We start from the raw sequence: 19,031 nt of genomic DNA, 5'->3' as shown, positions 1-19,031 counted from the left end.
AACGCCAGCACAGCCATGTTCACGTTATCGCGAGAGGGGGCTTCTCCAGATCGCGGGTTCGGCATGGTTCTCAAGCGCATATCTCCATCGCAGGTGGAAATGGGGATGTTCATCCAGTCCTTTCATGGCAACTGGCTGCGCCATCCCTTCTGGCGCGCGCAGTTCCTGATCGAGGATCGGGAGCGGCTGGTCGCCGTGCGCAACAGCGATCTGGAAGCGGTGGTGATCGATACCGAACGCGGCGGCGACCTGCCGAACGGCGGGGCCGATGCGGCGCAAGTTGCACCTCCTGTCACCCAGTTGCGAACAGCAACGCAACGATCGGCCCAACACCATCCGATCCAACAGCACACCCTACCCCACCCGCCCCCTTTCCGCAGGCCGATCATCGCCAATGGCGCTTCGCTACGCTCCGGCCCGATCCCGATCAGCCGCGAATTCGGCAATGCCCGGCTGGTGGCGGGCAAGGCGCGCAAGGCGGTGTCCAAGGTCTTTCTGGAAGCGCGACTGGGCAAGGCCCCGCGGGTGGTGGAAGTGGCCCCGGTGGTGGACGATATCCACGCCTCCATCGAGCGCAACCCTTACGCTTTTTCGGGCCTGATGCGCTGCAAGTCGGACAGCGAGCCGGTCTATCGCCACATGCTGGCGACCAGCGCTCTGATGGTCTCGCTTGCCCGGCAGATGCGCCTTCCGCCGGCGGAATCGCGGGTTGCGGGCATGGCCGGGCTGCTGCTGGACGTCGGCGTCAGCCATCTGGACGTGGAGATCGCAGAGGAAGCCGGCGGCGTCGGGCGGCTCGATCCCAAACTGTGGGACCGCCACACCTTCATCGGCCGCGATCTGCTGGAAGCGGCGGGCGACATGCCCGAAGAGGTGCTGCGCGCCGTGTCCCGCCATCACGAAGCGCTGGACGGTTCCGGTCGGCCGCTGGGGCTGAAAGGACAGGACATCGACCTGTTCTCCCGCATGGCGGCGATTTGCGACTTCTACGATCTGGCCTGCTGCGGCGCGTTGACCGGGCATGTGCAAGACCCCTCCAGCGTGCTCACCCAGCTGATCGATCAGCCGGACCGCTACGATGCGGAGATCGTCGGCCGCTTCGTCGAGGCCATGGGCGTCTATCCGATCGGCTCCTTCGTGCTGCTGCGCTCCGGCCGGATCGCCATGGTGGTCGATCAGGATCCGGAAGAGCCCGAATTGCCGACCGTGCATGCCTTCTATTCCACCGAGACCGAGCGCCACATCGGCGGCCACACGATCCCCCTGGCGCACTGCTTCGGGGAGGATGCGATTCTCGGCGTGGCGCGGCTGGAAAGCTATGCCCTGCCGCCTGCCAGCAGCCTGCGCGAACGGATCGCCGCGCAGATTTCGCGGATGGTATAGGGCGGCGGCGGGCTGTGCTCTCCGCTCTCCCTGCCCGAACTCAGACGCCCGAAGCACTCCGTCGCCGCCGCGAAGGCGGGGGCCCCGCTTCTTTCGTGGCAGGCCGCAAGAACAAGCGGGATCCCCGCCTTCGCGGGGATGACGGGAGAATTTGCGGTGGGTACTACCAGCTTCGGTGCGCCCGCCTCACCTTGCCTGCTTACCCCGCCCGCCTCACCCCGCCTGCTGGGTCCACTCTACGCGGTAGAGGTCGAAGCGGCGGTCCTTCAGGTTCTGCACCGCGCCGGACTGGCGCGCGGTCAACAGCGCATCCAGGCTGAGGTCGGCAATCGCGATCGTCTCGGTATTGGGTGCGGTATCCGCCGCCACGCCGTCACGCGCGAAGGGGAAGTCCGAAGGCGTCAGGATCGCGCTTTCGGCGTAGTGCACGTCCATGTTCTCCACGTTCGGCAGGTTCCCAACCACGCCGGAAGTGACGACGTAGCACTGGTTCTCCACCGCGCGGGCCTGGCAGCAATAGCGCACGCGCAGGAAGCCGCGCCGCTCGTCGGTGCAGAACGGCACGAACAGCATCAGCGCGCCCTGATTGACGAGGTGGCGGGAAAGTTCCGGAAACTCGCTGTCGTAACAGATCATCACCCCGATCGGCCCGCAGTCGGTGGGGATCACGTTGGCGCCGTAGCCGCCCTTGATGTTCCACCACTTCCGTTCGGACGGGGTGGGGTGCAGCTTCTGCGTCTCATGAACCGCGCCGTCGCGCAGGAAGGTATAGGCGATGTTGCGGATCTCGCTCTTGCCGCCGCCCAGCTTCACGCGCGTGGGATGCGAGCCGCCGATCACGTTGATGTTGTAGCTGACCGCCATGCGCTGCATGAATTCGACGAAGCGCTCGGTATAGTCGGCAATCTTCTCGATCGCTTGTGCCGGTTCCAGCTTGGTTTCCTCGATCGAGAGCAGTTCCAGCGTGAACAGTTCGGGGAACACCACGAAGTCGCTCTCGTAATCCGAGGCGACGTCGATCCAGTATTCCACCTGTTCCTCGAACTGGTCGATGGTCTCGATCTTGCGCATCATGAACTGCACGGTGGCGACGCGCACGCTGGAGGGCACGCGCTCCTTGAAGCCGGGAATGGCCTTCCCCGTATCGCGCGGGGCCAGCGGATTGGTCCAGTACATGATCACGGCGTTGCCGCCGCTTTCCTTGTCGTTCGGGATATAGTCCGGCAGGATTCCGCGCGGCTCGTACCCCTCGTTCATCTGGAACTGAATGACGGTATCGCGAACCTTCTTGTTCTTCACCGCCTCCAGATAGTCCGCCGGGTTCGGATACTGCCGCTTGCGCCGCGAATAGCCGGGCATGCGACCGGCGAAGGCAATGCCCTTCAGCTCGAAATACTGGCAGACTTCCTTGCGCTTGCGATAGAGGCGCTGGCCGATGCGCAGGCGGCGATAGTCGGGATCGACGCAGACCTCGAAGCCATAGAGCACGTCGCCATCGTCGGCCGGCGGGCGGCCGTAACCGCCGTTGCTGATCTCTTCCCAGGTATGCGGGCGAAAGGCCTGATCGGCGGTGACGATCATCGTCGCGCAGTGGCCCACCACTTTGCCTTCGTATTCCGCCACGAACTGGCCTTCGGGGAAGTTGATCACCTGCCCCCGGATCTCGGCGCGGGTAAAGCCGTCTGCCTTGCCATAGACCTTGGTGGAAAGCCGGGCGATCGCGGGCGCATCGGCGACGGTGGCGGGACGGATGATGAGCTTGGCTTTGATCTTGTCCATAAGCGTTGCTTTACGCTTGGGACGGCGGGAGGTTCCAGCCCCGAAACGGACTCTTTTTTCGCCACTTGGCGGGATATTTCCGGCAGTTCGCCCGTTGTATGGGGCGAAAGGAGAGAGACTTGAGCGTCACCCTCATCGCCCTTGCCCTGTTCGGCTGCAGCGACGACGGCACTGCATGCCAGCGCCTTTCCACCCCCGTGCAGACTTATCAGAGCCGCGAGGCATGCGCCGCGCGGCTTGAAGATGCGCTGGGATCGCAGGCTGCGCTCGGTGCCGATGCGCCCACGGTGCAGGCCCAGTGCCTGACCACGCGCCAGCTGGCGGCGATGGGCAATCGCCCGGTCAATCTCACGAAAATCGCGGCAATACGCTGACTGGAACTTGGGAGAGAGGATCCAAGGCAAACGTCACCCGACGCGGACTTCCGGGGAAACGGCCGAAAAGGTCGTCTGGAGGGAAAGTTCGGGGATACGGGAGCGCCGGGACGGACCCGGCGCTCCTGTTTCATTTTCAGGGCCAAATCCTCCCCTGCAAGGGGAGGGGGACCACCCCCGCTCATCCTGAGCTTGTCGAAGGAAGGGTGGTGGAGGGGTGTCAGCCCCTCGATAGAGCGCCTCGCCGACAGCGAGATACCCCTCCGTCAGCACTTCGTGCTGCCACCTCCCCTTGCAGGGGAGGGTTTCTTTGGCCTCAACCGCGGCCGCGGTAGCCGGGTACGCCCTGATCGGGCACCCACAGGCCTTCCGGCGCCGCGCCGGACTGCCAGAACACGTCGATGGGAATGCCGCCGCGCGGGTACCAATAGCCGCCGATGCGCAGCCAACGGGGCTTCATCTCGTCGAACAGGCGCTGGCCGATGCCGACGGTGACGTCCTCGTGAAAACCGTTGTGGTTGCGGAACGAGCCGAGAAACAGCTTCAGGCTCTTCGATTCGACGATGGTCGCTTCCGGCGCATAGTCGATCACCAGATGCGCGAAATCGGGCTGGCCGGTCACCGGGCAGAGCGAGGTGAATTCAGGCGCGGCGAAGCGCACCAGATAGAGGCTGCCCTGGCGCGGATTGGGAACGTAATCCAGCACGGCCGCTTCGGGCGAAGTCGGCAGCGGCACGTTCTGCCCCAGATGCAGGGGGGAATGGGAAGTATCGGTCATGCCCGCCTTGATAAGTGGCCTGCCCCCTTCCTTCAAGCTTTCCCCTTCCTTCAAGCTTTCCGGGCCCTTCCCGCTTTCCACGGGTTCAAGGGCAGCGGTGTTTCGGCTATGATCGCTTTCAATTCGTCGCGGTGACGACCTATATTAAGACAAGGTTCAGCGCGTGCCCGCTTTCCGCGCTGAGGGATGATGCGGGGCGATATGACCAGAACACGAATTCTTTTTGCAACCACGGCGCTGGCGGGCGCCCTTATCGGCACGGGCGCGGCAGTGCCGGCGATGGCACAGGAGACCTGGAGCCTCCCGCCGGGCGCCGACAGCACGCAGGCGCAGCGCCCCTCCGGCCCGGTGGACGCGCAGAATCCTGTCGTCTCACACCCAAGCAATGCGCCAGACGATGCGCCCAGCCCGCAAGTTACGCTGCCCGCCGCCCCGCCTCCCACGGTGAAGGCCCCAGTGGTCAAGGCCCCGGCCGAAAAGGCGCCCGAGGCTACCGCCCCTGCGGCCCGCCCCACGGCGACGCCCGCACAAGCTGCGCCGCGCGCGGCGGCTACGCCGACACCGGCCGCCTCTTCACCCGCTGCCGCCAGCCCGGTTCCGCAGCCTGCGGCCTCGCAGGCTCCCACCGCCGTTGTACCCGCGCCTGAGGCATCGAGCGCGGCGCCTGTCGCGCCGGCCGCCCCCGCAACCACGGCCAGCCATTGGCCCGAATGGTGGCTGGCGATTCCGGTTGCACTGCTGCTGGCCGCACTGGGCGTGTTCGCCCTACTCCGCCGCCGCGCCGCGCCCGCCACGGCATGGGAAGAAGCCGGTCTGGAACCGGAGCCCGAGGACGAGGACGACGTGCCCGAAGCGGTACAGCCCGTCGCGCCCCCGCGCCCGGTCGTTACCGCCGTGCCGACGCCTTCCGCAACTCCTGCAGTCGCCCGCACGCCTGTCACCCCGCCCCCCAGCCCACCCGCGCCGAAACCGCTGGTGTCACCGATCGCCAGCCCGCGCCCTGCCCCGATCGCAGTCGAGCGCGCGGAAGTCGTCTTCGAACCCATGCTGATGCGCCAGTCGCTCGTCTATGCCACGCTGGTTTACCGCATGACGCTGACCGCGCCGGTGGAAGGCCTGCCCGATGGCGCGGTGATCGCGGCCGACATGATCTCCGCCCACGCCTCGCTCTCGCAGGCCGAACAGCTTGCACCGGATCCGACCTCGGTGCCGCCGCGTCACCGCTTCGAAACGATGGCGCCGGGCGAAACCCGCGAAGTGAAGGGCGAAATCCAGCTTCCGCTCAACGCCATCCGCCCGGTGCGGCAGGGCAATGCCATGCTGTTCGTGCCGCTGCTGCGCCTGTTCCTGGCGCTGCCGGACGGCTCGATCGAGCGGCGCGTGTTCTCGCTCGGCCTGCCGGGCGACGGTGCCGGGCTCGCCCCGGTCCGCATCGACACCGGCCCGCGCGATCATGCACCGATCCAGGCGCGCGAGATCGACGGAGCCCGCTCCTACAGCGGCCCGCACGTTCCGCAGGCTGCGGAGTAACACTGCCTCTCGACCGGCAATCGCCGCACGACTAGGGTTCGTCGCAAGACCGAGCGGCACCGGCCCGCTCCCCCACCCGACTTCCCAACGGGATATACTCTGGGAGGTCGGGTGGGGGAGCGGGCCGGTGCCGCTGAAATTCGGCCTCCGGCCGGATTTCCAAACGGACAACTGGAGATTCCCTTGAGCGATTTCGAAAATATCGACGACCTTTCCCCCGCCACCAAGCTGGTTGCCGGGGGGCGGCGCAAGGACTGGACTGGCGCGGTCGTCAATCCGCCGGTCTGGCGCGCCAGCACGCATCTCTACGAGAATACCGCCGCACTGGCCGAAGGGCCGCGCCATAACGAGGATGGCCGCTTCTTCTACGGCCGCCGCGGCGCGCCGACGCAGTGGGCGCTCTGCGATGCCCTCACCCAGCTGGAACCCGGCGCCGCGGGCACGGTGATCTATCCTTCGGGCGTGGCCGCCATTGTCGGCGTCATGCTGACGCTGCTGCGCCCCGGCGACGAACTATTGATCACCGACAATGCCTATGACCCGACCCGATCGATGGGCCTTGGCTTGCTGACCGACTTCGGCGTGACCACCAGGTTCTTCGATCCGCTCAACCTTCCCGCCTATGAGGCGCTGTTCACCGAACGCACCCGCGCGGTGATGCTGGAAGTGCCGGGCAGCCTGTCGATGGAAGTCTGCGATGTGCCGGCGCTGACCCGGATCGCCCGCGAAAAGGGCGCGATCTCGGTTCTGGACAATACCTGGGCCAGCCCGCTCGGCTTCCACGGGCTGACCAAGGGCGCGGACGTGGTGGTGATGGCGCTGACCAAGCATGTCGGCGGCCATTCGGACCTGATGATGGGCTCTGCCAGTGCCGGGGCGGACCTCTACGCCAAGCTGCGTAACCGCGCGCAGCAGCTGGGCAATATCGTCTCTCCCGACGACGCGGCGCTGGCGCTGCGCGGCCTGCGTACACTGGGCGTCCGTTTGAAGCAGGGCACCGAGACGGCGCTGAAGATCGCCCAATTCCTCTCCGACCGGCCAGAGGTGGCGCAAGTGCTCTGCCCGATGCTGCCGGAGGCGCCGGGCCATGACTTGTGGCAGCGCGATTTCATCGGCGGCAGCGGGCTGATGAGCGTGGTGTTCAAGGACGTGACGATGGCCCAGCGCAATCGCTTCGTCGACGCGCTGAAGCTGTTCGGGATCGGCTATTCGTGGGGCGGCTTCGAAAGCCTGTGCATCCCGATCACGCCGAGCTGCTATCGTTCGATCATGCCCTGGCCGCCGGAAGCGGAGAACCCTGCCGACATCTACGGCGTGCGCTTCTCCATCGGCCTGGAAGACGCGGGCGACCTGATCGCGGACATCGAGCAGGCGCTGGATGCAATGACGGCGGGTTAAATCCCGCCAGAGAAAGTCACGCCGCCACGCGGCGTGGCTTCTCCATCTCAAGCCGGTTACGGCCCTTGGCCTTGGCGAAGAACAACGCCAGCTCCGCGCGCTCGATCGTGCTGTCCAGACTGTCGGCAATTTGGGCGACGCTGCCGCTGGCGGTGATCGCCATGCGGCTTTCGCCCACGGTCTGGCGCAAGTCTGCCAGCGTCGCCACCACACGGCTGCAGATCGCCTGCGCCTGCGAGGGGCTGGTGCGGGGCAGCAGCACGGCGAACCGTTCCGAGCCGATGCGAGAGATCAGGTCATCACTCCGCAGCATCTCGCGCAGCAGGTCGGCAAAGACGCGCAGCACATCGTCGCCGGTGTTCTGGCCGTATTTCATGTTGATGGTGCGGAAGAAGTCGATGGAGAACATCGCCAGGCACCCATCCATCTGCGCATCCACCATGTGTTCCAGCATGGAGATGAAAGCGGCGCGATTGGTCAGGCGGGTCAGCGGATCAGTGTAGGTCGCGGCGAAAAGCTGGTCTTTCAGCACGCGCTTTTCATCGATGCTGCGCATCACCGCCAGCGCGCCGTAAACCGTGCCCTGCTCATCGCGCAGCGCGCGCGCCTGCAGTTCGAACCAGGTATCGCGCTCGTCGGTCGAGACGGCGGGGAACTCCACCCAGCGTCCTGTTTGCCCCTCCGCGTCCCGGCCCGAAAGCGCTGCGTCCAGTTCGCCCGCCACAGCGGCGCGGGCGCTTTCGGACACGAGATCGAGCAGGCGCGGCGCCGCCGCGATCCGCACGCCCAGCCGCTCTATCGCGGGCGAGGCATGCACGATCACACCCTCAAGATCCGTCTTGAGGATGATGTCCGACGTGGTCTCCGCAAGAAGACCGTACAACGTGCAAGATTCGCGGAATGTGAATTCCATTCCCATGCTCATAGTGCCCCGGTGCCGATGGATCGCGAGACGATCCCAAGGAACAAGTGGCCACTCGAACTTGCCGGTTAGCAGACGCGCACCCACGCAAATGAGTAAACGCAGCCACCAACCAAACGCACTCAAAGCGACCCAAACAATTATTCAACCGCAAAGAAAGTTAGCCCTGTTACCTAACCTGCTTTGTATTAAGTAATTGTTATTCCTGCATTTACCATTTGATTACCGAGTCGCAAAGACGATTCTCGAAAACAGCCGATCTTGAAATTTGCGACCCCAAACGGGATCACAATTCGATCATGATCTTGATCTTGTCCGGCGTGGTCTCGACCGCCGATGCGATCTGTTCGCGGCAGCGGGCGATCAGTTCCGGCAGGCCGGCAACCGTGCGTCCCGGACGAAGCTCCGTCGTGGCGACACCCAGTTCGCGGGCGATCGCCTCCAGCCGGTCCTCGATCGGACGCGCGCGCCCCTGCTCCCAGGCCCAGACGGTCGGCTTGCTGACGCCCAGACGCGATGCCAGTTCGCCCTGCGTCAGCCCGCGCTCCTTGCGCAGCCGGTGCAGGCGTTCACCCAGGCTTTCGCCGCCGATCGCGGCAGGCGCATTACCACCTGCAGGCGCATCCGAAGCACTCCGGCCGGCTGCCGGCAGATCGATCCCCGGCTGCGAAACACCGCGCAGCTGCGCTGCACTCAGCGCCGCCTTGGGCAACATCCGGTCGAACGCGCAGCCGTAAAGGTTGCCGCTGGACCAGACCACGCGCGCGGGCGTCAGGCCGGCCTGCGGTAAATCCAGTTCGATCGTTTCGTCGATCGTCAGCAGCGCCGTGCTTTCCAGAAGCAGCCCGGATTCGGAAAAATTGTGAACCAGTACAGGCAGATCCACCCCGCCGGCGTTCGATCCCTGCGTCTCGAACATCAGTTTGCGGCGCGGTGCGCGTACACGGTCGCTGCCATAGGTGACAGCTTCGGGGTTTACTTCGAAATGTGCCTCGATGGGCATTGCGCGATCTCCAAGAGGATCAAAAGTCACCTCCTTGGGTTAAGATTTGGTTAGCGCACCGGTTAGTCGTCACCCAACTGCGGCAACCACTTACCCCACCCGTCTACCTGCGATCGCAGCTTTAACACCCACAATTCACTTATAGACAGAACAGATAAGCAGGAACAGCGTCTTGCGACCACTTGCACGGCACTTGCGCCAGATTAATTGACATCAATTGACGATTACTTTGCGACACTCATCCTGTTTTATTACTAATATATATCTACCATCACCCGAAATTGCATCGCTATATCAACGCGTTAACCCGCCGCGCATCCAAAATATCCATCGATTTCAAAACCATGGCGCAAGCCATCGCTCTTAAATCGCGTCAGGACGCCACCTAAACAGCAACGACCTCTTTTTCCTTTATGGGACATTCGGCATGCGCGCGCGCATTTCTTGTCGAATTTGCGACGACCTGAGCGCTTGCATGGGGAATGCCCCAATCAGGACATTTTCGTGCGGATCGGCCTGAGAGACCGTTTGAAAATTCGCGTAATGCGAATTTTGCGGCACCGGCCCTCTCCCCCCTAAAGTCGCCCTTGCCCCCTGCAAAGCCATTCTGGCTGGTATCCCCGGTCCTGCGGTATCATGTGCGCCACCATGCAACCGAATCCCGCCTCCATTGGCCGAGTCTTTCTGGTCGGCGCCGGTCCCGGCGATCCGGACCTGCTGACCCTGCGCGCCGCGCGGCTGGTGATGAACGCCGCGCTGATCGTGCATGACGGGCTCGTCGATCCGGCGATCCTCTCCATGGCGCGTCCGTCGGCACGCCTGATCTCGGTGGCGAAGGCCCGTTCGCGCCACACCATGAAGCAGGAGGAGATCAACGCCCTCCTCGTGCGTGAGGCACTGGCCGGCAACGACGTCGTGCGCCTGAAGGGCGGCGATCCCTTCGTGTTCGGCCGCGGGGGCGAGGAAGCCGAAGCCTGCCGCGCCGCCGGGGTTCCGGTGGAAGTGGTGCCCGGCATCTCGTCCGCGCTGGGCGCTGCCGCCGCCGCGCAAATCCCGCTGACGCACCGCGACCATGCCTCGATCGTCACGTTCGTGGCCGGCCAGTGCAAGGGCCTGACCGACCAGGACTGGTCCGGCCTTGCCGGCAAGGGCCGGACCTTGGTGATCTTCATGGGCCTTGCGACTGCCGCCCAGATCACCGAAAAGCTGATCGCGGACGGCCTGACGCCCGACGTTCCCGTCGCGGTGATCGAAAAGGCGACGCGAAGCGACATGCGCGTGCTGCGCGCGTCGCTTGCGGGACTTGCAGAGCTTGTTGAGCGGGAACGGGTGGCCAGCCCCGCGCTCATCGTCATCGGTGCTGTTACCGCGCAGCCCGATACCATCGTAAGCGCAACAGCGCTGGAGGCAGTACAACAGTGAAGATCCTGACGGGCAACGACCTCAAGACCGGGGCGGTCATCTGGTGGACCGGCGTAAGCTGGTCGCTGGATGTCAACGATTCCGCCGACGTCGGCGACCATGGCGCCGCCCTTGCCGCGCGCGAGGAAGGCGCCCGCAACGTCGTCGGCGCCTATATCGTCGATGGCGCGAAGACCGATGAAGGCGTTCGTCCCGCCCATATCAAGGAGCGTATCCGCGCGCTTGGGCCGACCGTCCGCCTGGACCTGACGCTGAAGCCGTCCGACCCCGCAGCCGCAGACTGGGTGATCTGATGTACAAGTATGACGAATACGACCAGCAGATGGTCGATACCCGCGTCGCGGAATTCCGCGATCAGGTGCGCCGCCGCCTTGCCGGCGACCTTACCGAGGACCAGTTCAAGCCGCTGCGCCTGCAGAACGGCCTCTACCTCCAGCTGCATGCCTACATGCTGCGCGTCGCGGTGCCCTATGGCACGCTGAATTCCGCGCAGATGACGCTGCTGGGCGATATCGCGGACAAGTACGACCGCGGCTACGGCCACTTCACCACGCGCCAGAACATCCAGTACAACTGGATCAAGCTGGAAGACACGCCCGACATCCTGGCCGAACTGGCCAAGGTGGAAATGCATGCCATCCAGACCAGCGGCAACTGCATCCGCAACATCTCGTCCGACCAGTATGCGGGCGCGGCTGCGGAAGAAATCGTCGATCCGCGTCCCTACGCCGAACTGCTGCGCCAGTGGTCCAGCTTCCACCCGGAATTCCTGGTGCTGCCGCGCAAGTTCAAGATCGCCGTCATCGCGTCGGAAACCGACCGCGCGGCGATGCGCCTGCACGACATCGGCATCAAGATGGTGCGTAACGACGCGGGCGAGATCGGCGCCCAGTTCTACGCCGGTGGCGGCATGGGCCGTACCCCGATGATCGCCCCGCTGATCCGCGACTTCGTGCCGCTGGACCAGCTGATTACGTATGCCGAAGCCTGCCTGCGCGTGTACAACCGCTATGGCCGCCGCGACAACAAGTACAAGGCGCGCATCAAGATCCTCGTCCACGAACTGGGCCGTGACGAATACGTCCGCCAGGTGGAGGAAGAGTTCGCGCACCTGCTGACCCAGCCGATCGAGCCGCCGCTGGCCGAGCTGGAGCGGATCAAGACGCACTTCGTCGATCCCGGCTTCGATCCCGGCGCCCCGGACGATCTGGACCTGACCGATCCCGACTTCCGCCTTTGGGTGGAGCGCAACACGCATGCCCACAAGCAATCGGGCTATGTGATCGCCACGGTTTCGCTGAAGCCCGTGGGCGGCATCCCCGGTGACGCCACCGCCGACCAGATCCGCCTGATGGCAAAGCTGGCGAAGGACTACAGCTTCGACGAACTGCGCGTGACCCACGCCCAGAACATCGTCTTCCCGCACGTGAAGAAGGCCGACCTCTACACCGTGTGGCAGGCGCTGGACGAAGCGGGCCTTGCCACTGCCAATCTCGACACCGTGGGCGACATCATCGCCTGCCCGGGCCTCGACTATTGCGCGCTGGCCAATGCCCGTTCGATCCCGGTGGCGCAGAAGATCTCCGAACGTTTCGGCAGCGCCGAGCGTCAGGCCGAGATCGGCGAGTTGAAGCTGAAGATCTCCGGCTGCATCAATGCCTGCGGGCACCACCACGCGGGCCACATCGGCATCCTCGGCGTCGACAAGAAGGGTCTGGAAAACTACCAGCTCCTGCTGGGCGGCAGCGAGGGCGCGGATACCTCGCTCGGCCAGATCACCGGCCCCGGCTTTACCGAGGACGGCGTGGTCGATGCCATCGAAAAGGCCACCGAAGTCTATCTCGCCAACAAGCAGGGCGAGGAACGCTTCCTCGACACCTATCGCCGTATCGGCATGGCTCCGTTCAAGGAAGCGATCTATGGTTGAAGTCCAATTCCGCTTTCGTGAAGACGAAGCGGTCAACGATCCGGCGGTGACCGTCGATTCCTTCGGCGAGCAGACCAATGCCAGCGCCGTCCGCATCGAACCGGGCGACGACGCGCGCGACCTGCTGCCGCATCTCGACCGTCTCTCGCTGGTGGAAGTCAGCTTCCCGGCCTGGACCGACGGACGCGGCTATTCCTCCGCCCGTATCCTGCGCGAAGCGGGCTACGACGGCGAGATGCGTGCGGTGGGCGATCTGGTGATCGACATGCTCCACCACCTGCGGCGCTGCGGCTTCGATGCCTTCGCGCCCGACAAGGCCCTCAACGAACAGGACGCGCAGACCGCGTTCGACCGTTGGGAAAACGTCTACCAGGCCACCGTCGTCGACGGTCGCCAGGCGATCTGGGCCAAGCGCCACGGCTGATTTCCGCCTCGATAACCGGAAAATCGCCGTCAAAAGGGACCACCCGATGACCCGTACCGAAGTGACTCGCATTCGCGACCTGATCGACACCGGCCCTCGTTTCGACGAGGCCGATGCCGTACGCCTGAACCGCCTGTTCCGCGGCACCGATACGAACGAAATGCTCGAAACGGTGCTCAAGGAAGGCATGGCCGGCGATATCGCGATCGTGTCCAGCTTCGGTGCGGAATCGGCGGTTCTGCTGCATCTGGTCGCCTCGGTCGATCCTTCGGTGGCGGTGCTGTTCCTGGAAACGGGCAAGCACTTCCCCGAAACGCTGGCCTATCGCGACCAGCTGGCCGATCGGCTGGGCCTGACCAACCTGATCAACCTGCTGCCCGATGCGGAGGAACTGGCGAAGAAGGACGAGAGCGGGCTGCGCTGGTCCTACGACCCGGACGGCTGCTGCGAGATCCGCAAAGTGAAGCCGCTGGAAAAGGCGCTGCTGAACTACGATGCCTCCTTCACCGGCCGCAAAGCGTTCCAGAACTCGACCCGCGCCACCCTGCCGCGCTTCGAGATCGACACGACCGACGCGCAGGGGCGCCTGAAGATCAACCCGCTGATCGACTGGAACCCGGACCGCATCGCCGCCTATATCGCCGAGCACGACCTGCCCCCGCACCCGCTGGTGGCGCAGGGCTATCCGTCGATCGGCTGCATGCCCTGCACCAGCAAGGTGGCGGCAGGCGAAGACCCCCGCTCCGGCCGCTGGCGCGGGTGGGACAAGACCGAATGCGGCATCCACGTCGCCCATCCCACCTCCGACCACACCGACCAGAACGCGCCCGAGTTCGGCCTGGATCTGTAAGATTTGGTTTTCAGGCAGCCGGTCAATTTGATCCCGGCTGCCTGGCAACTTTCATCTTGTCGGGAAGGATATAGGCTGCATCTGCGACAACTTGGCCGGCACACCACGAGACTGCCTCCTGCAAGCCGGAATTGTCGATCCGATAGCGCTTTTGCTGCCACCCCTCAGGCAATTGGTTTGCGGGCTCGTTCCTGTCTACGACTTTCCAGTCTCGCGACTTGAACCCCCAGGCAACATCTTTTGCAGTGATGAGGCGATCGTAGAACAGCTTGAGATTCAACCATGGCTGGCTCTCGTCTTTCCGAACCGCCTCAATTCCCCGCCAGATCGGAATGATGATCCCATCCTGTTTCAGGACTGGGTATCCAACATTCGTAAACTCCCACGAATGCTTCGGAATATGCGCGTATTCCCACCGTTCTCCATCGATATACAGCCACAGATGGTCGCCCAGAGCCGTGATGAATTCGAGATCCGATCCGTCGGCGGCGTCAGAGAGAAAATCCACGCGCAGAAAAGTTACTTGCGCGGATTCATCCATCGAAAATGAGATCTGGCGGCTGCGGCCCTTGCATTCCACACCCTCAACGATGGGCCTTTGAAGCGTTGGGTGCCATCGGACGCTCGTGGAGGCGGCAGCGTCCCATGTTTCCGTGTGGAGCTTGGCAAAATCAAAACTGCCAGCGCTTTGCCCCCACGATGACGACGGCATTCCAAGCGAGATGCAGCCAAGCAACCAATGCACGATTGCCCGTGCTCTCATTGCCTGCCCCCCATCCGATCCACCACCCACCACTTCGGCAGATAAGGCCGCTCCACCAGTTTCTCGGCGGCGTAGGGCCACCAGCCCGGGCCGAAGGGCCAGTAAAGCCGCACCGGCACGCCGAGTTCGCCGGCCACTCGGCTGCTGCGCTTCATGGGAAGGCCGCGCAACTGCTCCAGTTCGCAGGGAGTGCCTGAGGCCCTCAGGATCTCCAGCGCCGCGCGGGCGAGTGCCGGGTCGTGCGTGGCCACGCCCACCGGCGCGGAGCGGCCGGCGAGCAGGTGCACTAGTTCGAGAAACGCCTCCGAAAGGTCGCCCGCATCACCTTCCGGATCGGCCCACTCACCCTTGACCAGACGGATGCGCACGGGGGCGTCGCGCAGGCGGTCGGCATCGGCCGTGCTTCGTCGCCAGCGGGCGGGGAGCGCGGTGCCGCTTGTGCCGTATTCACCGGCCAGCCACTCGACCAGATCGAGCGTCGGCCCCGCCTGTGCGTGGGTCAGCGCGTCGAACACCACGGTCATGCCCGCCCCGCGCGCCGGGCCGGCCACGGCGCGCAGCAGGTCCTTGTCGAAGTACAGCGGGGAGGCCTTGATCGCCAGACAGGTGCCCGGAACCGCGCCGTTCAAGGTGCGAGACAGGGCCTCACAGGCAGTCACGATGCCATCCGGCACGCCATCCCATGCTGGGAAATAACTGAGCGTCGCCGCCATGCCCTGTTCGCGCAGGGAAAGCGCCGCCCGTGCTGCCGCCGCCGCGTCCGGCGCGGGGGCCACAGCCTCGACGGTGCGCGAAAGAGCCACGCGCAGCTTCGTGCCGACGCCTGCACTCATGCCTGCACCGCCCGCCCTTGCGCCATCCATCCCGGTCGCCGCTGCCACAGCCAGTTGGCCGCCTCCACCGCCAGCGCGGCAAGGCCATGGAGGTTGAACGGATAGGTCTGCAGCCGCACGCAGGCCATCGCCTCCCGCGTCCAGACATCCATGATCCACGGCTCCACTTCGCCCAGCAATTCGATGCCCAGCAGCCCGCGCCCGGTGGCATCGGCCAGCGCATGAAGCATCAGCAGATTACCCGGAGACACCCGCGAAAAGGCCGTGTCGAACCCGATCTTGAACAGCCAGTAGCGGCGCTGGAATTCCACCGCGAGTTGCATCGCCACCGCCTTGCCGCCGATCCGCATGAAGGCGATGCGGCAGGCCCCTTCCCCACTCGCGCGGCCGAGGAAATCGCGGAAGAATGCAGCCTTCACCGGATCGCAGCCCAGCGCGGAGCCGGTCTCTCCCTTCCAGCCGCGTCGTTCGATCTCCACCGCTTCGTCGAACAGGGTGTCGAATTCCTCCCGACACGGGGCGTGCATCTCGAACGTCACCGCGCCTTCGGCCTCGGCCCGGCGGCGGGCGCGGCGGAAATCCGAACGCCGGCCGGAATTGAAGCGCGCCTCGGGATCGGTGGCGCCGGGGTCGATGGCGATGGTCGGGCAACCGGTGGCCGGCCGCACGACCAGCAGCCCCCGCCGCCGCATAGCCCTGCGCAGCCCCCGCACCAGTGGCGAATCCGCCGGGACCCGCTCCAGCCGCAAGGGGCGCTTCAGCCGCGCCAGATCGCCCGCCAGCGCGGTGGCCGCCGCATCGTCGCGGCAGAGGGCATCAACCGGCTCGTAGACCTGCCGCTCCCCGGCAGCGTGCCAGCGCCCCAGCCAGCCCTTGCGACGGCAAAGCGGCAGCAGCGCGATCACGCGCCCCATCTCCCGCACCGCCACCAGCCGCTGCACCCGGCCGGCCAGCATCGTTGCAGCCAGCGCACCGTGGAACGCCAGCATCTGCGACGGCAATCGCGCCTGCGATTCCAGATCGCGCCACTCGCTTTCGGCTATCTCTCCGGACGGCTGCCGACTGCGCGCGCGCCGGTTCGACGCGGGCCCAGCAGGCCCGGCGGCGCGTTCCACCATCGGTGCTTCATGGCGCAAGGCCGATTCCCTTCACGACGCAACTGTCGTCCCCGCGCGAGTGAATAGCCGAAATCTGCTTATTCGAAGTTAAAAGGCAGTCAGTTAGACCGACATCGATGTCTGCAAGTTGCGCGGCATGAATTTTTACATGCAAAAAACACACCCATCATAGGCCTTGGCTTTGCGCCGTGGGGTACTAAGTGCCAAATGCCCCCAATATTGCAGTGCAACATGAACCCGAACCAGAAACACACCCACCCTGCCCTCGTCACGCTTGCGCTGGCTATGGGCGCTTTCGCGATCGGCACCACCGAATTCGCGGCGATGAGCCTCGTGCCCTATTTCGCGCGCGACCTTCATCTGACGGAGCCGCAGGCGGGCCACGCCATCAGCGCCTATGCATTGGGCGTCTTCGTCGGCGCGCCGGTGATCGCGGTGCTGGCGGCGAAAGTGGGGCGGCGAGCGCTGCTGATCGGGCTGATGGCAATGTTCGCACTGGGCAACGGGCTTTCGGCCATGGCGCCCAGCTATCCGCTGCTGATCCTGTTCCGCTTCCTTTCCGGCCTGCCGCATGGCGCCTATTTCGGCGTGGCGGCGCTGGTGGCGGCATCGATGGTGCCGGAAAACCGGCGCGCGCAGGCCGTGGCCATGGTGATGTCGGGGCTGACCGTCGCCACGATCATCGGCGTTCCCGCCGCCAACTGGCTGGGGCAGGCGCTGGGCTGGCGCGCGGGCTTTGCCGTGGTTTCGGTGCTGGCGCTGATGACCATGGCCTCCGTCGCGCTGTTCGCGCCGCACCAGCCGCCGTCGGAAGGCGCCAGCGCCGCGCGGGAACTGAGCGCCCTGCGCCGCCCGCAAGTGCTGCTGACGCTGCTGACCGGCGCCATCGGTTTTGGCGGCCTCTTCGCGGTCTATACCTACGTCGCCTCCACGATGATCGAAGTGACCAAGGTGTCCGAAGGGCTGGTGCCGGTGGTGCTGGCGGTGTTCGGCGTGGGCATGACCGTAGGCAACTTGTTCTGGGCCTGGGCCGCCGACCGCGCGCAGAGCCGCGCGGCGATCGGCGCGCTGCTGTTCAGCGCCTTTTCGCTCGCCCTGTTCCCCTTCGCGGCGGGCAATATCTGGACGCTGGTTCCGGTGATCCTGATGGTGGGCTTCTCCGGCGGCCTGGGCACGATCCTGCAGACGCGCCTGATGGACGTTGCGGGCGAGGCGCAGGCACTGGCCGCCGCCGCGCACCACAGCGCCTTCAACTTCGCCAATGCGCTGGGCCCGTGGCTGGGCGGTCTGGCCATCTCGGCCGGCTGGGGCCTCACCTCCACCGGCTGGATCGGCGCAGCACTGTCGCTGGGCGGTCTGGCGGTGTTCCTGCTGACCCTGGCCCATCACAAGCGCGGCGTGGAACTGGAAGCGGTGCCGGTCTGCGCCTGAGGCGCTCGGTACACTACCTGCCCCCAAATTCCTCGTCATCCCCGCGTAGGCGGGGATCCCGCTTCCATTTAAAGCACGCGGAGACGCGGAGACGCAGAGGGGGCAGCTTCGGCACGCCCCATCTGCGTCTCCGCGTCTCTGCGTGAACCACAAAAAGCGGGGCCCCCGCCTTCGCGGGGGCGACGAAGTGGTTTTACGATAGGGAAAAAGCAGCCAACACCCAGCCTAGTTCTGATCCCGCCGCTCCAGCCGCATGTGCACGGCGCTGGGCGTGTTCTCCATCTCGGAAACGAAATAGTCCTCGAACGGCATGTCGTCATCGAACAGCGGCGCGCCCTTGCCCAGCGCGCGCGACATCACGCGCAGCCAGATCTCGTCCGCCTTGCCGGTGCTGAGCGCGGCGCTGACCGTCCGGGCCCCGCCAATCACCAGCACTGCCTTGTCGCCCGCCACTTTCTGGGCAGCGGAAAAGGCAGAGGCAAAATCGGCGTGGAAGTGGAAGTGCAGCCGCGCATTCTCCCGCGGGGCGGGAACGGGCGCATGATCGGTGACGACGAAGATCGGCACCTGAAGCTCGTAATTGTCGGCATACCAGTCCGGATCGCCGCCTGCCGCAAAGGCCTTGGCGCTCATCACCACGGCGCCGCAGGTATCGGCCAGCCGCGCAACCATCTTGGCGCGCCGCGCGTCATCGACCGGGAAAACGGTCACGCCATCGGCATCGGTCCAATATCCGTCGATGCTCGTGGCAGCCTCTACGATCATCCTGCCCATGGGTGTTTCTCCACCTGACAACTTACACCTGTGCCGCTCGGTCGCAAAGATGTGAAGAACACCGCGATGAGGGAGTTTCCCGAAAGCGGACGAGCCGGGCTTCTGCCGGGACGCGGCGACTGTTTCCGGCCTGTTTCGTTTTCCTACAAGCGTGCGATTTGAGACTCTTGCGCCATGAATGGGGGCGCGACTCGAAATGCAGGCAGGATCAGCGACTTGGCCTCACGAGGCGCCACAAGGTGACACTCGCGCGTTTTTCACTGGACCGTGTCAACTGTGTCAACCGACCTGTCACCTTGTGCGCAAACGGCAGCGGGCCGCC

The 19,031-nt window shown here is 65.1% G+C and carries 18 protein-coding genes; 10 read left to right on the top strand and 8 right to left on the bottom strand.

Going from position 1 to position 19,031, the window contains the following annotated elements; all coding sequences use genetic code 11:
• Positions 1-15: 15 nt before the first annotated feature.
• The gene (locus tag ACZ1JV_RS13095; RefSeq protein ID WP_465151883.1) at positions 16-1,383 is read left to right on the top strand and encodes an HD-GYP domain-containing protein; all 1,368 of its coding nucleotides are present in this window, start codon (positions 16-18) and stop codon (positions 1,381-1,383) included.
• Positions 1,384-1,596: 213 nt separating this feature from the next.
• Here the strand turns inward: ACZ1JV_RS13095 and ACZ1JV_RS13090 are convergent, their stop codons facing one another.
• Positions 1,597-3,162, bottom strand: coding sequence for a GNAT family N-acetyltransferase (locus tag ACZ1JV_RS13090; protein WP_465137551.1), 1,566 nt, complete (start codon positions 3,160-3,162; stop codon positions 1,597-1,599).
• Between the two features lie 119 nt (positions 3,163-3,281).
• On the opposite strand from ACZ1JV_RS13090, the gene ACZ1JV_RS13085 reads away from it, so the two are divergent.
• Entirely contained in the window at positions 3,282-3,536 is a 255-nt protein-coding gene (locus tag ACZ1JV_RS13085; RefSeq protein ID WP_465137550.1) for a hypothetical protein, read from the top strand.
• A gap of 316 nt (positions 3,537-3,852) precedes the next feature.
• On the opposite strand, the gene queF is transcribed toward ACZ1JV_RS13085, so the two are convergent.
• Positions 3,853-4,314, bottom strand: coding sequence for a preQ(1) synthase (queF, locus tag ACZ1JV_RS13080; RefSeq protein WP_465137549.1), 462 nt, complete (start codon positions 4,312-4,314; stop codon positions 3,853-3,855).
• Positions 4,315-4,515: 201 nt separating this feature from the next.
• Between queF and ACZ1JV_RS13075 the strand changes: the two genes are divergently transcribed.
• Together ACZ1JV_RS13075 and metC are read left to right on the top strand one after the other, a co-directional pair.
• Entirely contained in the window at positions 4,516-5,844 is a 1,329-nt protein-coding gene (locus ACZ1JV_RS13075) for a hypothetical protein (protein WP_465151882.1), read from the top strand.
• A gap of 177 nt (positions 5,845-6,021) precedes the next feature.
• A complete protein-coding gene (gene metC, locus ACZ1JV_RS13070; RefSeq protein WP_465152562.1) occupies positions 6,022-7,242 on the top strand; it encodes a cystathionine beta-lyase in 1,221 nt (406 codons plus the stop codon).
• A gap of 16 nt (positions 7,243-7,258) precedes the next feature.
• Here metC and ACZ1JV_RS13065 read toward each other — a convergent pair whose 3' ends face one another.
• Positions 7,259-8,125 (bottom strand): GGDEF domain-containing protein, encoded by an 867-nt coding sequence (locus tag ACZ1JV_RS13065; protein ID WP_465151881.1) that lies wholly within the window; start codon positions 8,123-8,125, stop codon positions 7,259-7,261.
• A gap of 325 nt (positions 8,126-8,450) precedes the next feature.
• Positions 8,451-9,167: a helix-turn-helix domain-containing protein gene (locus ACZ1JV_RS13060; RefSeq protein WP_465151880.1), complete on the bottom strand. Its 717-nt coding sequence runs from the start codon at positions 9,165-9,167 to the stop codon at positions 8,451-8,453.
• A 648-nt stretch (positions 9,168-9,815) separates the two neighbouring features.
• On the opposite strand from ACZ1JV_RS13060, the gene cobA reads away from it, so the two are divergent.
• The 5 genes from cobA to ACZ1JV_RS13035 are packed head-to-tail and all read left to right on the top strand — an operon-like array spanning position 9,816 to position 13,790.
• Entirely contained in the window at positions 9,816-10,589 is a 774-nt protein-coding gene (gene cobA, locus ACZ1JV_RS13055; protein ID WP_465151879.1) for a uroporphyrinogen-III C-methyltransferase, read from the top strand.
• Entirely contained in the window at positions 10,586-10,882 is a 297-nt protein-coding gene (locus ACZ1JV_RS13050; RefSeq protein ID WP_465151878.1) for a DUF2849 domain-containing protein, read from the top strand. Before cobA ends, ACZ1JV_RS13050 begins: the two co-directional genes overlap by 4 nt.
• The gene (locus tag ACZ1JV_RS13045) at positions 10,882-12,516 is read left to right on the top strand and encodes a nitrite/sulfite reductase (RefSeq protein ID WP_465151877.1); all 1,635 of its coding nucleotides are present in this window, start codon (positions 10,882-10,884) and stop codon (positions 12,514-12,516) included. Before ACZ1JV_RS13050 ends, ACZ1JV_RS13045 begins: the two co-directional genes overlap by 1 nt.
• The gene (locus ACZ1JV_RS13040) at positions 12,509-12,940 is read left to right on the top strand and encodes a DUF934 domain-containing protein (RefSeq protein WP_465151876.1); all 432 of its coding nucleotides are present in this window, start codon (positions 12,509-12,511) and stop codon (positions 12,938-12,940) included. Before ACZ1JV_RS13045 ends, ACZ1JV_RS13040 begins: the two co-directional genes overlap by 8 nt.
• A 46-nt stretch (positions 12,941-12,986) precedes the next feature.
• Positions 12,987-13,790, top strand: coding sequence for a phosphoadenylyl-sulfate reductase (locus ACZ1JV_RS13035; RefSeq protein ID WP_465137540.1), 804 nt, complete (start codon positions 12,987-12,989; stop codon positions 13,788-13,790).
• A gap of 22 nt (positions 13,791-13,812) precedes the next feature.
• Here the strand turns inward: ACZ1JV_RS13035 and ACZ1JV_RS13030 are convergent, their stop codons facing one another.
• The 3 genes from ACZ1JV_RS13030 to ACZ1JV_RS13020 are packed head-to-tail and all read right to left on the bottom strand — an operon-like array spanning position 13,813 to position 16,522.
• The gene (locus tag ACZ1JV_RS13030) at positions 13,813-14,553 is read right to left on the bottom strand and encodes a hypothetical protein (protein WP_465151875.1); all 741 of its coding nucleotides are present in this window, start codon (positions 14,551-14,553) and stop codon (positions 13,813-13,815) included.
• A complete protein-coding gene (locus ACZ1JV_RS13025) occupies positions 14,550-15,386 on the bottom strand; it encodes a proline dehydrogenase (RefSeq protein ID WP_465151874.1) in 837 nt (278 codons plus the stop codon). Before ACZ1JV_RS13025 ends, ACZ1JV_RS13030 begins: the two co-directional genes overlap by 4 nt.
• Positions 15,383-16,522 (bottom strand): GNAT family N-acetyltransferase, encoded by a 1,140-nt coding sequence (locus ACZ1JV_RS13020; RefSeq protein ID WP_465151873.1) that lies wholly within the window; start codon positions 16,520-16,522, stop codon positions 15,383-15,385. The genes ACZ1JV_RS13025 and ACZ1JV_RS13020 overlap by 4 nt, the downstream gene beginning before the upstream one ends.
• Before the next feature lie 213 nt (positions 16,523-16,735).
• Between ACZ1JV_RS13020 and ACZ1JV_RS13015 the strand changes: the two genes are divergently transcribed.
• Positions 16,736-17,935 (top strand): MFS transporter, encoded by a 1,200-nt coding sequence (locus ACZ1JV_RS13015; protein WP_465151872.1) that lies wholly within the window; start codon positions 16,736-16,738, stop codon positions 17,933-17,935.
• 225 nt (positions 17,936-18,160) lie between these two features.
• Here ACZ1JV_RS13015 and ACZ1JV_RS13010 read toward each other — a convergent pair whose 3' ends face one another.
• Positions 18,161-18,709 (bottom strand): dihydrofolate reductase family protein, encoded by a 549-nt coding sequence (locus ACZ1JV_RS13010; protein WP_465137535.1) that lies wholly within the window; start codon positions 18,707-18,709, stop codon positions 18,161-18,163.
• Between the last annotated feature and the right edge of the window lie 322 nt (positions 18,710-19,031).

Source organism: Novosphingobium sp. BL-S-19 (assembly GCF_055521675.1).
Note: the sequence above shows the minus strand (reverse complement) of the source record. Positions and strands in the feature narration are given on the sequence as shown.